Genomic DNA, 13,149 nt, shown 5'->3' on the forward strand with positions numbered 1-13,149 from the left:
TATTGCTGTGCTGTCGATGAGTGAGGACGAACCCCGGTCGGGCGCGCCCGGTCCGTTGCACGGCGTCCGCGTGCTCGACCTGACCCGCGTCGTCATGGGGCCGCTCGCCACGCAGGTGCTTGCCGACCAGGGCGCCGACGTGATCCTCGTCGAGGCGAAGGGCGGCGACACCAACCGCGTCATGGGTCCGGGCCCCCATCCGCAGCTCTCCGGTATCGCGTTGAACCTGCTGCGCAACAAGCGCTCGATCGACCTCGACCTGAAGTCGGACGACGGGATGGCCGTCCTCCGCAGCCTCGTCGCCACCTGCGACGTGGTGGTGTCGACGATGCGTCCGCAGGTGCTCACCCGGCTCGGCCTCGACTACGACAGCCTGCGGGAGATCAAGCCCGACCTGGTCTACTGCCAGGCGCAGGGGTTCCCGCTGGCGGGCGAGCGCTCCGAGGAACCGGCCTACGACGACATCATCCAGGCGGCCAGCGGGGTCGCCGACATGGTCGAGCGGGTCTTCGGCCGTCCGGCGCTCCTGCCGACGATCTTCGCCGACAAGGTCTGCGGGCTGGTGATGGCGCAGGCGATCTGCGCCGCCCTGTTCCACCGGGAGCGCACGGGCCACGGCCAGCACGTCGAGGTGCCGATGCAGCAGGCGACGAGCGCGTTCATGCTGGCCGAGCACGGCAGCGGGGCGATCAGCGAGCCCCCGGTGGTGGCCGAGGGGCGCGAGGCGACCGGGTACCCGCGGGTGCTCTCGCCCGAGCGCAGGCCGCACCCCACCAAGGACGGCTACATCCACCTCTTCCCGTACCTGCCCAAGCACTACCGCACGCTGTTCTCCGACGGCGGCGCCACGGACGCCGACACCGACCCGCGCTACACGGACATGCGCTCGACGTTGCTCAACTCGGACTCCCTCTACCGCGACGTCCGGGCGCTCACCCCGACCCGCACCACGGACGAGTGGCTGGAGTACTGCCGCACCCACGGCATCCCGGCCACCCGGGTCGCCTCCCTCCAGGACCTGGTGGACGAGCTGCCGCTGGCCTCCCACCCGCACGTCGGCGCGTACCGGGTGATCCCGCAGATGGCGAACTTCTCGCGGACGCCGGGTGGGCTGCGGCGCCCGGCGCCCCTGGCGGGTGAGCACAACGCCGAGATCCTCGGCGAGGTGGCCTGTCGTGGGGAGGAGGCAGGCGAATGCGCCTGACGGCAACGGTGCTGAGTCCCGCCGAGCAGCAGCTGCAGGGCGAGGTCCGGACGTTCCTGGACGAACGGCTCCCGCCGGGCAGCTACCCCCTCGGCCTAGGCATGGCCGGCGCGGTCGATCCGGAGTTCTCCCGCGACCTCGGGAAGCGCGGGTGGCTGGGCATGTCCCTGCCGAAGGAGTACGGGGGAGGGGGCCGCACGGCCGTGGAGCGGCTGCTCGTCGTCGAGGAGCTGCTCGCGCGCGGAGCGCCGGTGGGCCACCACTGGATCGCCGACCGGCAGTCCGGCCCGAACATCGCGATGAACGGCACCGAGGCGCTCAAGCGCGAGATCCTGCCGGGGATCGCCTCGGGCGAGTACTCCTTCGCCATCGGGATGAGCGAACCGGATTCGGGGTCCGACCTCGCATCGCTGCGCACGCGGGCCGAGCCCGACGGCGGGGGGTGGCGGGTCAACGGGACGAAGGTGTGGACGACCGGCGCGGACACCGCCACCCACATCCTCGCGCTCTTCCGGACCAGCGACGACCGGCACGGCGGGCTGACCCAGTTCGTGGTGGACCGGCACACCCCGGGCCTGACCGTCTCGCCCATCCCGTTCATCGACGGCACCGCGGACTTCTGCGAGATCTCGTTCGACGACGTGCGCGTGCCCGACGGCCGCCGCCTCGGCGAGGTCGGAGCCGGGTGGGCGCAGAACACCAGCGAGCTCGCGCTGGAGCGCGGCGGCGTCGACCGGTGGATGTCCCTCATGCCCGTACTCGGGCACTGGGCCCGGCAGCAGGGCGCCGATCCCGACCCCGACCCCGACGCCGTCGCCGCGCTCGGCTCGATCACCGCGCGGTGCTGGGCGTTCCGGCAGATGTCGCTCGCCGTCGCGCGCGCCGTGGACGCGGGGGAGTCGCCGGTGACCGAGGCGGCGCTGGTGAAGGAGATGGCCTGCCGGTTCGAGCAGGAGTGCGTCGACGTCGTGGCCCGCCACCTCGGCCGCGCCCCCGACCCCGGATCCTCCGACCCGTACGAGGCCCTGCTGGCCAGGGCCGTGCTCGTGTCGCCGTCGTGGACCATCCGCGGCGGTACCACCGAGATCCTGCGCTCGGTGATCGCGAAAGGACTGCGCCGGTGAGCGCCGCACCGACCGTCGACCCCGACCTGGTCGACCTGGTGGACACCTTCTTCCGGGACACGAGCGGCCATGAGGTCGTCGCCGCCGCCGAGGAGTCCGGCATGCCGGACGACCTCTGGTCCGCCGCGTCCGGCCTCGGGCTGACCACCGTCGGGCTGGAGGAGGCGGCGGGCGGGGCCGGCGGGTCGCTGCTCGACACCGTCACGGTGCTGCGCACCGCCGCCCGGCACGCCGCGCCGCTCCCGCTGGCCGAGCACCACGTGGCCGGCTGGTTGCTCGCGGCCGCGTCCCAGACGATCCCCCCGGGCCCGCTCACCGTCGCGACGGACCCGCGCGACGATCTCGCGGTGCGCGATGACCGGGTGAGCGGCACCCTGCACGACGTCGCCTGGCTCCCCGGAGCCACGGCGATCGTCACCGTCGCCGGCACCGACCTCGTCGTCGTGCCTGCCGGGTCGTTCGAGACGGTCGCGGGGCGCGACCTCGCCGGGATGCCGCGCGGCACCGCCCACCTGGACGGCGCCGCGGCCCGGGTCCTCCCGGGCCGGATCGATCGACGTGCCCTCTCGATGCGGACCGCGTTGCTCCGGTCGGCGCAGCTCGCAGGCCTGATGGAGGCCGTCGACGAGCTGACCCGCCGGTACGTCGCCGAGCGGGTCCAGTTCGGTAAGCCGATCGGTGCGTTCCAAGCGGTCCAGCACCGCGTGGTGACCGTCGCGCAGATGGCGGCGATGTCCGCGCTCGCCGTCGATCAGGCCGCGCTCGCCGCCATGGACCGCGATGCCTCGTTCGAGATCACCGCGACCAAGCTGGTCGTGTCCGAGAACGCCTCGACCGCCGCGCGGGCCGCCCACCAGGCCCACGGCGCGATCGGCATGACCCGCGAGTACCGCCTCCAGCAGTTCACCCGTCGCCTGGTGGTGTGGCGCTCGTCCGACGGTGCGGAGCGCGGTCTCGCGCCGGCGCTCGGCACCGCCGTCGCCGCGGCGCCGTCCCTCCCCGCGCTGATCGCGGACGCCCGTCCTGACCTGGAGGTCCGGCTGTGACCATGCTGAACGTCGAGGTGCGCGGTCAGGTGGCCGTCCTGGAGATGAACCGGCCGCCGGCCAACTTCTTCGACCACGACATCCTCCACGCGATCACGACCGCGATCTCCGAACTCGCGGCCGACGGCTGCCGCGCCGTCGTGCTGGCCGCGGCGGGCAAGCACTTCTGCGCCGGGGCCAACTTCGGCGAGGGCGCGATGGGGGACGAGCGGGTGGCGAGCTCGTCGCGCCTCTACCGGCAGGCGGTGCGCCTGTTCCGCGCGGAGATCCCGGTGGTGGCCGCGGTACAGGGGCGCGCGGTCGGCGGTGGGCTCGGGCTCGCCTGCGCCGCCGACTTCCGGGTCGCCTCGCCGGGCTCCCGGTTCCTCGCCAACTTCGCCGCACTCGGCTTCCACCAGGGCTTCGGGCTCAGCGTGAGCCTGCCGCAGATCGTCGGCCACCAGCGGGCGGCGGAGCTGCTCTACACCGCGCGCCGGGTCACCGGCGCGGAGGCGCACGCGATCGGCCTGGTCGACCGGTTGGCCGAGGACGGCGACATCCGCGCCGCGGCGCTGGCGTTCGCGGAGGAGATCGCCGCGCAGGCGCCGCTCGCGGTGGCCTCGATCCGCGAGACCCTCCGGGGCCCGCTGGCCGAGCAGGTCGAGAGCGTGCGCGAGCGCGAGCTCGCCGAGCAGGCCCGGCTCTGGCGGACCGGGGACAGCGCCGAGGGGATCGCCGCCAGCCTGGAGCGCCGCGCGCCGGTCTTCCGCGGTCGCTGATCGGGGCGGCCGTCAGCCGCCGAGGTCGGTGCTGATCTCCTGCGCCTTGCGGGTGAGCACCGGGATGAGGGCGTCGGAGGCCGCGGACAAAGGCCTCCGCGGTCTTCGCACGAGTGGCGTGACCTGCACGACCATGGTGTCGTGAACGGGGGCACGGAGGACGAGAGGACACCATGCGCGAGGCGATCTCGGACGGGGATCCGCGAGGCGCCGGTCCCGGTCGTGTCCGCACCGTTCCACACGCCCGAGCGGGAGGCCCTGCAGGAGCAGGCCCGCGAGTTCGCGATGGGTCGTGTGCTGCCGTTGGCGAACGAGCTGGACCCGCGCAAGGGGAGATCCCGCGGGAGCTGCTCTACGAGATGGGCGCGCTGGGCTCCTTCGGGAGCACCGTCCCGGCCGAATACGGCGGGTTGGGTTTGGGTGCGTTCGAGTACTGCATGGTCGCCGAGGAGCTGGCGTGGGCGTGGATGAGCTTCGGGTCGGTCATCGCCCGCGCGCAGGGCACTGGCACCGGTGTCGTGGACGAGAAGCGGCGCGCGGCGCTGCTGCGCCGCAGCGCCCGCGGCGAGTGGATCGCCACGATCGCGCTGTCCGAACCGGACGCCGGGTCGGACCTGGCTGCGGTGCAGACGCGCGCCGAGCGTGACGGTGACGAGTTCGTGGTCACCGGGCGCAAGCGCTGGACCGGCAACGCCAAGGCTGCCGACTTCATCCAGATCCTGGTCCGCACCGGCGACCCCGGGCCGGGGGAGCGGCGCTCCGCGGGCCTGGCCACGCTCGTGCTGGAGAAGGAGCGCGGTGAGTTCCCGCCGGGAATCACCGGCACTCCGATCGACAAGATCGGGTACCACGGCTTCGTCACCTGGAACCTGGAGTTCGACGGCGTGCGGGTGCCGGTGGCCAACCAGCTCACCGGCGGCGGCGAAGGCTTCGCGTCCACGCAGGCGTGGCTGAAACATCGCCCGCGTGCACACCGCGGCCCGCGCGGTCGGGCTGGCCCGCGCCGCCGTCGAGGACTGCATCGCCTACCTGCAGCAGCGGCGCCAGTTCGACCACCCGATCGGCGACTTCCAGGCCATCCGGTTCACACTCGCTACGATGGCCTCCCGCGTGGAGCAGGCGCGGTCGTTCTACCAGCACGTGGCGCACCGCATCGACCAGGGTGAGCCGTGCGAGCGGGAGGCCGCGATGGTCAAGCTCGTCGCCACCGAGATGGCCGCCGAGGTCACGGCGACGGCATCCAGCTGCACGGCGGCAACGGCTACACCACCGAGCACCAGGTCGAGCGCCACTGGCGGGACGCCCGCCTCACCACGATCTTCGAGGGCACCAGCGAGATCCAGCGCAAGATCGTGGCCGACCGGCTGCTCCCGCGCAGCCCACTCGGGTGACGCGTTCGGCCGGGATGGCGCAGCCCGATCACTGTGACGTCATGACCCTGTGGTGCAGGCCGCCGGCCCGATCGTCGGGGCTCTCCTCGCCGAGGTCGATCCGGACGGTGTGGATCTCTCCGCGGAACTCGTTGTCGATCTCCGGGTAGTCGTCGGTGACCGGCGTGCCCAGGTCGACCCCGACGTCGAGCGTCTCGTCGAAGGAGAAGTAGTAGGGGATCGTCTGCGGGACACGGCCCTCCGCCTGCTTCTCGCCGTCGACCGTGAGCACGACCGTGCCACCCCTACCGACCCCGCCGCCGTCGTAGTGGAAGTCCATGCGGATCTCGTGGCGGCCCGGCGGGAGCGGCGCGCGGGTGCGCGTCCGGTCGAGCCGCAGGCCGAAGAAGTTGTAGGCGTAGCAGACGTAGCCGTTCGCGCAGTACAGCGACCACCCCCCGAACCGGCCCCCCTGGGCGACGATCACACCCCCGGTGCCGGTCTCGGTGGTCCCGACGTCGGCCACGATGCTGTGCGAGCGGTTCTTCACGTTCGGCGTGGTCTCCTCGGTGAACCGGCGCATCCGGCCCCGGTAGGTGACCGACTGCCGCGCGCCGAGCAGGTCCACGCGTCCGGCCAGGGTGGGGTTCTCGCGCTCGGTGACCCGGTTGTCCAGCGGGAACACCTGGTGCTTCGCCGCCTCCACCAGGAACAGCTCCTGCAGCGCCCGCAACCGGTCCGGGTACGCGTGTGCCAGGTCGCGGGCCTGGGTCCAGTCGGTGTCCAGGTCGTAGAGCTCCCAGACGTCGTCGGAGAACCGCCTGCCGGCCGTCGGGATCATCTCCCACGGTGTGCCGTGCCGGGTGACGGCCATCCACCCCTCGTGGTAGATGCCGCGGTTGCCGCACATCTCGAAGTACTGGGTGCGGCGCCGGTCCGCGGCGGCGGGCGCGTCGAACGTGTAGCGCATGCTGACGCCCTCGATCGGCTGCTGCGCGACCCCGTTCACGCTCGCCGGCTCCGGGACGCCTGCGCACTCGAGCACCGTGGGGAGCACGTCGATGACGTGGTGGAACTGGTGGCGCAGCCCGCCGCGCTCGGCGATCCCCTTCGGCCAGTGCACGATCAGCCCGTCGCGGGTGCCGCCGAAGTGCGACGCCACCTGCTTCGTCCACTGGTAGGGGGTGTTGAGCGCGAGCGCCCAGCCGGCCGGGGCGATCGGGTAGGTGCGCGGGCCGCCGATGGCGTCGATCTCGGCGATCATCTCGTCCGGGTCGTCGACGATCCCGTGCCCGAGCCGGTGTTCCACGACGGTGCCCTCGATGCCGCCCTCGCCGGAGGCGCCGTTGTCGCCGAGCAGGTAGACGAACAGCGTGTCGTCCAGCTCGCCGAGCTCCTCGAGCGCGGCGACGAACCGGCCGACCTGGGCGTCGGCGTGCTCGGTGAACCCCGCGAAGGTCTCCATGAACCGGACGCCGAGCGCCCGCTGGTTCTCGCCGAGCTCGTCCCAGCGCGGCACCCCCTCGGCCCACGGGGCGAGCTCGGCGTCCTGCGGGACGACGCCGAGCTCCTTCTGCCGGGCGAGGGTGAGCTCGCGCTGGCGGTCCCACCCGTGGTCGAAGCGGCCCCGGTACCTCTGCTGCCACTCCGGTGCGACGTGCAGCGGGGCGTGCGAGGCGCCGAAGGCGAGGTAGGTGAAGAACGGGCGGTCCGGGGTGAGCGTCCGCTGGGTGCGCACCCAGTCGATGGCGTGGTCGGCCAGGTCCTCGGACAGGTGGTAGCCGTCCTCGGGGCGCCGGTCCGGTTCGACGGGAGTGGTCCCCTGGTACAGGAGCGGGTACCAGTGGTTCATCTCCGCGCCCATGAACCCGTAGAAGGCGTCGAAGCCCTCGCCGGTGGGCCAGCGCTCGAACGGGCCGACCGCGCTGATCTCCCGTGGCGGGGTCTGGTGCCACTTCCCGAACGCGGCGGTGCTGTAGCCGTTGCCCTGCAGGATCTGAGCGATCGTCGCCGCGCTGCGCGGCCGGAACCCGGTGTAGCCGGGTGCGGACGTGGCCATCTCGGTGGTGCCGCCCATGCCCACCGAGTGGTGGTTGCGCCCGGTCATCAGGGCCTGGCGGCTGGGCGAGCACAGCGCGGTGACGTGGAAGCGCGTGTAGCGCAGGCCGCCGTCGGCCAGCCGCTCGGCCGCCGGCATGCGACACGGGCCGCCGAAGGCGCTCGACGTGCCGAAGCCGAGGTCGTCCATCAGCACGATCACGACGTTCGGTGCACCCGCCGGGGGCTGGACGGCGCGCACCGGCTCGAACGCCGCCTTCTGGTCGTCGATGCCGACGGCTGTGACCACGCTCTGCCGCCGCTCCGGCTCCGGCAGGATGTGGCGGCCGGCGCTGAAGCTGTGCACGCTGATTCCCTTCCCTTTCGCTACGATGGGATGTCGCCTCTATTGACGAGTCAATTGCCGACGAGTCGACCCGAAATTCGGGCGCCCCAATCGGATGCGTGCATGCTCACATACTTCTCGCGGCTCGGGCAACCGTGCCGGGCGCCCGGTCGAGACCGATTTTCGATCCGACCGATAGAAGGAATCTATGGGAGGATCCGGACGGCCTCGGGAGGACGCACATGGATCGTCGGCAGCTGGAGTACTTCCTCGCCGTGGCGGCCCACGGCAGCTTCACCGGTGCGGCCGCGTCCCTGCGCGTGGCGCAGCCGTCGCTGTCGCACGCGATCAAGGCGGTCGAACGCGAGGTCGGGGCCGTGCTGTTCCACCGGCTCAGCCGCGGCGTCCGGCTCACCCCGGCCGGCGAGGCGTTGCTGCGACCGGCCCAGCAGGTGCTGCGGGACTTCGCCGCGGCCCGGGCCTCCGTGCAGATGGTCAGCGACCTCACCGCGGGCCGCCTCGCCATCGTGGCGCAGACGACCCTCGCCGTGCACCCGTTGGCCGGCCTGGTCGGTGCCTTCCGGCAGGCCCACCCGGCGATCACGATCGGGATCGAGGACCCCGAGCACGGGGCCGCCGTGGTCGAGATGATCCGGACCGGTCACTCCGAGCTGGGGCTCACCGACTTCTCGGCGCCTGTGGGGGACCTGCGGTCCTACGAACTGCCCGACCAGGAGGTCCTGGTCGTCCTCCCGCCGGATGCGGACATCGGGGATGGCGTGTCGCTGACCGTCGCCCAGGTGGTGGGGTACGACCTCATCGTCACGCCGCCGGGTACCGCGAGCCGCGCGCTACTGGAGTTCGCCCTGTCCGACGCCGGGGTGCCGCTGCGGGTCGCGGTCGAGACGCCCCACCGGGCGGCCATCGTCCCGCTGGTGCTCGCCGGCGCGGGTGTCACCCTGCTGCCCCGGTCGATGGCCGAGGACGCGGCCCGGCAAGGTGCCCGGGTCGCGGGTCTCGACCCGCCCGTGGTGCGCAGGGTGCAGCTGCTCTGGCGACGCGAGCCGCTCTCGCCCGCCGCACGGGCGTTCCTGCGGATGGTGGTCTCGCAGACCGGTGGTGACCGGGGGGAAATCCCCGAGCTCGCCCGATAAAGAACGCCTATGGCTTCATTGGGGTCGTGCACATCGGTCTGATCGGCGCGGCGGCGGTGCCCCGCGGGCCGGCGCACCGTGAGGCTCCCACCTCGATCTGCCGCGCCGGCACGGCGGATCTCAGCATCATCACAGCGAGGCGTGGCACGGTCGGGGCACGACCCGGCAACTCCGTTGCTGCTCCCGCGGGTGGGCATCGGCGTTGACCGGCTCGCAGCACGGGACGGCAACGAACGGAGATCCACATGAACCAGGACGGGCCCAGGGGGCGCGACCCGGTCTTCCGGAGGCATCGGGAGACCTTCGCGGCACTCGCGGTCGGGCTGGTCTGCGTCCTGCTCGGCGTCATCTTCTCCTACGTGGCGGCGTCCTCGGGGGAAGCGCCCTCCAGCGATGAGCCCGCTGTCGAGAAGGACGACGAGAGCGGCGACGACAGCGGCGACGACAGCGGCGACGGGAGCAGCGACGAGAGCGACGACGAGAGCGAGAGCAGTAGCGGCGATCCGCGTCGGTACCACGTGATCCTCGCGAACGACGGCAGCGACTCCGGCATCACGCTCGACGTCGGTCGCACCGTGGCCTAGGGACCGGTCGGAAGCGCTACTCCGGGCCGCGCCGAGCCCTCGCTCGACGTCGTCACCCGCGCGCAGGAGCGCGGGCAGATCCGCGCCGACATCGACCCCGAGGTCGTCGTCGACCAGCTGTGGGGGCGGGCTACCACGCCGGGGCCGCTCGCCCTCACGCCACGACGGCCGGGAGGGTGAGTGCCGTGTGCGCGGGCCGTCCGGTCTCCGGCGGCAGCGTGCTGAGGCTGCGGAGCCGCTCGTTGCGCCGCGCGAGGGCCTCGGCGGTCGTCGGGCAGAGCGTCGCGTTGCCCACCCCGACCTGCGCCTGGTTCAGCTCGACGAACCCGCGGGTCTCGCGTTCGTAGGCGGCGAACGCCGCGGTGTGGTCCCGATGGGTGGCCAGCGTTCCGGCGAGCATGTAGGCGCCCACGAGCGCGAGGCTGGAGCCCTGCCCGGTCAGGAACGACGGGGCGGCGGCGGCGTCGCCGACGAGCGCCACCCGACCGCTGGTCCAGCGCGGCTGGCGGATCTGGCTGACGACGTCGAAGAACAGGTCGTCCGCGTCGCCCATGGCGGCGACCATGGTCGGGATCTCCCAGCCGTCGTCGGCGAACGTGGCGGCGACGAGGTCGCGTTGGGCCGCGGGGTCGCGGAACGCGTCGTAGGGCGGTTCCGGGTGCGTGAAGACGAGGAGGCCGTGGACCTCGTCGCTGTCGCGGACGGCGTAGTGCGCCGCGCTCCGGCCGATGGTGTTCCAGAGCACGCCCTCGTGGGAGAGGCCGAGGACGTTGGGCATGGTGAACCCGGCGAAGCAGTAGCCCAGGTAGTGGTGGAACTGCTGCTCGGGGCCGAACACGAGCTCCCGGGTCCGTGAGTGCAGGCCGTCGGCCCCGACCACCAGGTCGAAGCTGCGGAGGGCGCCGCTGCGGAAGGTGACGTCCACACCGTGTGCGTGCTGGGTGAGGGCGTCGACGGAGTCGTCGAACACGAACTCGACCTCGTCGGCCACCGTCCGGTGCAGGACGCTCGTCAGATCCCCCCGCCGCACTTCGAGGTCACGTCCCTCGACCCCGCCGATGACCGCTTGCGGATGGAGCGACGCCACGGTGCTCCCGTCGGCGTCGAGGAAGGTCAGGAGGCGCGTCGCGACGTGCGCCTCCTGCAGCTGCGGCAGGATCCCCATCCGCCGGACCACCTCCAACGCGGTGCCCCGCACGTCGATCGGATAACCGCCGTCGCGCACCCCGGGAGCCTTCTCCACCACCGTCACCGCGAACCCGTACCGGTGCAGCCAGTACGCAACGGCCGGGCCGGCGATGCTCGCGCCGCACACCAGGACCGTGCCCTTCGTCGCTGTCGCCATCTTCCTCGTCAACTCCTCGACTCCGCGCGGACCGACCGCGGTCCACGCACCAACCGGACGGCCAGCACCGCGGCGGTCGCGAACGCGACGGCGGCGATCCCGATACAGCCGAACACCCCCGCAGCCGTGTTCACCGTGTCGCCGTCGATGACCACGGTGGTGGACGCGAGCACCGCCGCACCCACGAAGTCCAGGACCACCGCGCCGATCGCGGCCACGACCGTCACCAGGCTCGACACGACGCCCTGCCGCTCGGCGGGCGCCAGGCTGCCCGCCATGTTGAAGCCGGTCGTCCCGAGCGCTCCGACCGTGAGACCCAGCAGGAACGCGGACGCGAGCGCAGCGGGCAGCTGGGAGACCCCGAGGAGCATCCCGAGGACGCCCACCAGTCCGAGCATCACGGCGCCCGCCAGCGTCGCGGCCGGTCCGATGCGCGTGGCGAGCAGACCGGACAGCAGGCCCCCGAGCGTCGCGCCGATCGCGGGCAGGGCGAGCAGCAGCGCGACGGATGATCCCTGGTCGGCGAGCCCGTAGCCGAGCTGCTGGCCCGCTGAGACGTCGGCGATGAGCGGGATGAGCTGCAGCACGCTGTGGAACGAACCGAGGGCGAGGAAGAGGACGAGCAGCGTGAGCGCCAGCGGTAGGCCGATGTTCCGGATGTCGACCAGGGGTTCGGGCTTGCGGCTCGACACCAGGAACCACCGGGCCAGTGCCGCGGCGCCGGCGAGCAGGAGTGCCAGCGGAGCGACGCCGAGCCAGCCGAGCGTCGACCCGAGGCTGATGTAGCTGAGCACGCCGACCAGGCCGCCGCCGAGCAGCAGCGCACCGGCGACATCGATCCGGCCCGGTGTCCTGATCCGGGACTCGGGGATGACGAGGACCACGCAGACCGCCATCGCGGCCGCGACGACGGCCGAGAGGAGGAACAGGACCTGGAAGCCGAACTCCGCGGCCAGCCGCTCGACGAGGAACCGGAAAGCGATGTTGAGCACCGCGGAGCCGGAGGTCACGATGCCCACCACGACCATCGCGGTGCGGAGCGGGAAGACCTCGCGCACGATCGTGACGGCGAGGAACATGGCGGCCACGGCCGCGCCCTGCAACAGGCGTCCCGGCACGAACAGCCAGATGGTGGGGGCGACCGCACACAGCACAGCGCCGGCGCCGCTGACGAGCAGCGTCAGCACGAGCACCTTGCGCTTGCCGTAGATGTCGGCGCTCTTGCCCAGCAGCGGTGCCCACAGCACTCCCGCGAGTAACGCGCTGGCGTTGAGCCATGCCGCTTGATCGGTGTCGAAGTACTCGAGCATCTCGGGGAGCACGAGCAGCGGGGCGCCGATCGCCGAGTCGACCATGAAGTTCAGCAGGGCCAGGACGGCGACCACGCCGACGAGGCGCCCGTTCCATCCCGTGTGCAGTCCGGCACCGGTGTCGCCGGTGCTGCTGTCCTGCATGAAGGGCTCCTCACTGCGTGCGGTGGACGACGAATCCAAAACTACACCGTGCAGTGTGGAGTGCCTGAGAATACGATGAGGGCGTGGTGACTCCGAGATCGACCTGGCAGACGCCAGGCCGGCGCCGGCAGGCCGAGACCAAGCGAGCGGCCATCCTCGTCGCGGCCGAGGAGTTGTTCGTCTCCTCCGGGTACGAGCTCACCAGCGTCGACGCGATCGCGGCGCGGGCAGCGGTGTCCAAGCGCACCGTGTACGACCACTTCGGCGACAAGGAGTCCCTCTTCCGCAGCGTGCTCGTGCGCGTCAACGACGCCTTGGTCGCGGCCGTGCGCGCCGCAACGGAGCAGGAGCTCACCGACGGGCGGGACCTGCGCGAAGCCCTGCTCGCCTTCGCGCAGCGGTTGACGACGGAGACGATCCCGTCGTCGACATACGGGGCGTTCCGGCGCCTGAACGCCCGAACCTCCCCGGCGCCGCGATTGCCGACGGCGGGGAGCGAGGAGGCGCGACGGATACTGGAGGAGCGGTTCGCGCAGCTCGCGGCGCAGGGTGAGCTCGAGGTGCACGATCCGCGCCGTGCGGTTCAGCACTTCGTCGCCCTGACGTTGCGCCTCGCCGTCGACGCGATCGACCAGGACCCGGCGGGCACGGTGAGCAGGTCGGAACTCCAGGAGATCATCACCGACGGCGTGGACGTGTTCCTGCGCGCCTACCGCTGACCGGTCAC

10 protein-coding genes and 2 pseudogenes are annotated in these 13,149 nt (G+C 72.2%); 9 read left to right on the plus strand and 3 right to left on the minus strand.

Translation table 11 applies throughout. From position 1 onward, the window contains the following. Positions 1 to 16 precede the first annotated feature (16 nt). From FB558_RS36810 to FB558_RS44980, 6 genes and pseudogenes are all read left to right on the plus strand, one after another. Positions 17 to 1,204: a CaiB/BaiF CoA transferase family protein gene (locus FB558_RS36810; protein ID WP_170231720.1), complete on the plus strand. Its 1,188-nt coding sequence runs from the start codon at positions 17 to 19 to the stop codon at positions 1,202 to 1,204. Further along, a complete protein-coding gene (locus tag FB558_RS36815; RefSeq protein WP_142062217.1) occupies positions 1,195 to 2,328 on the plus strand; it encodes an acyl-CoA dehydrogenase family protein in 1,134 nt (377 codons plus the stop codon). Before FB558_RS36810 ends, FB558_RS36815 begins: the two co-directional genes overlap by 10 nt. Next, entirely contained in the window at positions 2,325 to 3,374 is a 1,050-nt protein-coding gene (locus FB558_RS36820) for an acyl-CoA dehydrogenase family protein (RefSeq protein ID WP_142062220.1), read from the plus strand. The genes FB558_RS36815 and FB558_RS36820 overlap by 4 nt, the downstream gene beginning before the upstream one ends. Before the next feature lie 2 nt (positions 3,375 to 3,376). Continuing rightward, positions 3,377 to 4,132: an enoyl-CoA hydratase/isomerase family protein gene (locus FB558_RS36825; protein ID WP_142063229.1), complete on the plus strand. Its 756-nt coding sequence runs from the start codon at positions 3,377 to 3,379 to the stop codon at positions 4,130 to 4,132. A 359-nt stretch (positions 4,133 to 4,491) separates the two neighbouring features. Then, a pseudogene (locus tag FB558_RS44975) lies at positions 4,492 to 4,959 on the plus strand (acyl-CoA dehydrogenase family protein); the annotation flags it as partial. A gap of 139 nt (positions 4,960 to 5,098) precedes the next feature. Further along, positions 5,099 to 5,523, plus strand: a pseudogene (locus FB558_RS44980) (acyl-CoA dehydrogenase family protein). Positions 5,524 to 5,551: 28 nt separating this feature from the next. On the opposite strand, the gene FB558_RS36835 reads toward FB558_RS44980, so the two are convergent. Then, positions 5,552 to 7,906, minus strand: coding sequence for an arylsulfatase (locus FB558_RS36835; protein ID WP_142062223.1), 2,355 nt, complete (start codon positions 7,904 to 7,906; stop codon positions 5,552 to 5,554). Between the two features lie 221 nt (positions 7,907 to 8,127). Here FB558_RS36835 and FB558_RS36840 point away from each other — a divergent pair, with 221 nt between their 5' ends. Together FB558_RS36840 and FB558_RS36845 are read left to right on the plus strand one after the other, a co-directional pair. Continuing rightward, on the plus strand, positions 8,128 to 9,039 hold the full coding sequence (locus tag FB558_RS36840; RefSeq protein WP_142062226.1) for a LysR family transcriptional regulator: 912 nt from the start codon (positions 8,128 to 8,130) through the stop codon (positions 9,037 to 9,039). Between the two features lie 245 nt (positions 9,040 to 9,284). Further along, positions 9,285 to 9,623, plus strand: coding sequence for a hypothetical protein (locus FB558_RS36845; RefSeq protein WP_142062229.1), 339 nt, complete (start codon positions 9,285 to 9,287; stop codon positions 9,621 to 9,623). Positions 9,624 to 9,777: 154 nt separating this feature from the next. On the opposite strand, the gene FB558_RS36850 is transcribed toward FB558_RS36845, so the two are convergent. Both FB558_RS36850 and FB558_RS36855 read right to left on the minus strand, forming a co-directional pair. Next, positions 9,778 to 10,968 (minus strand): FAD-dependent monooxygenase, encoded by a 1,191-nt coding sequence (locus tag FB558_RS36850; protein WP_142062231.1) that lies wholly within the window; start codon positions 10,966 to 10,968, stop codon positions 9,778 to 9,780. An 8-nt stretch (positions 10,969 to 10,976) separates the two neighbouring features. Further along, a complete protein-coding gene (locus FB558_RS36855) occupies positions 10,977 to 12,422 on the minus strand; it encodes an MFS transporter (RefSeq protein ID WP_142062235.1) in 1,446 nt (481 codons plus the stop codon). Positions 12,423 to 12,505: 83 nt separating this feature from the next. On the opposite strand from FB558_RS36855, the gene FB558_RS36860 reads away from it, so the two are divergent. Then, a complete protein-coding gene (locus FB558_RS36860; protein WP_142062238.1) occupies positions 12,506 to 13,141 on the plus strand; it encodes a TetR/AcrR family transcriptional regulator in 636 nt (211 codons plus the stop codon). Positions 13,142 to 13,149 lie beyond the last annotated feature (8 nt).

Origin of the sequence: Pseudonocardia kunmingensis (assembly GCF_006716445.1) — a bacterium.
In the GTDB taxonomy this organism is placed as follows: domain Bacteria; phylum Actinomycetota; class Actinomycetes; order Mycobacteriales; family Pseudonocardiaceae; genus Pseudonocardia; species Pseudonocardia kunmingensis.

Excerpts from the sequence above, each read along its gene's own strand:
- FB558_RS36845 (WP_142062229.1), top strand. The coding sequence starts at position 9,285 with ATGAACCAGGACGGGCCCAGGGGGCGCGACCCGGTCTTCCGGAGGCAT.
- FB558_RS36825 (WP_142063229.1), top strand. The coding sequence starts at position 3,377 with ATGCTGAACGTCGAGGTGCGCGGTCAGGTGGCCGTCCTGGAGATGAAC.
- FB558_RS36855 (WP_142062235.1), bottom strand. The coding sequence starts at position 12,422 with ATGCAGGACAGCAGCACCGGCGACACCGGTGCCGGACTGCACACGGGA.
- FB558_RS36810 (WP_170231720.1), top strand. The coding sequence starts at position 17 with ATGAGTGAGGACGAACCCCGGTCGGGCGCGCCCGGTCCGTTGCACGGC.
- FB558_RS36840 (WP_142062226.1), top strand. The coding sequence starts at position 8,128 with ATGGATCGTCGGCAGCTGGAGTACTTCCTCGCCGTGGCGGCCCACGGC.
- FB558_RS36815 (WP_142062217.1), top strand. The coding sequence starts at position 1,195 with ATGCGCCTGACGGCAACGGTGCTGAGTCCCGCCGAGCAGCAGCTGCAG.
- FB558_RS36850 (WP_142062231.1), bottom strand. The coding sequence starts at position 10,968 with ATGGCGACAGCGACGAAGGGCACGGTCCTGGTGTGCGGCGCGAGCATC.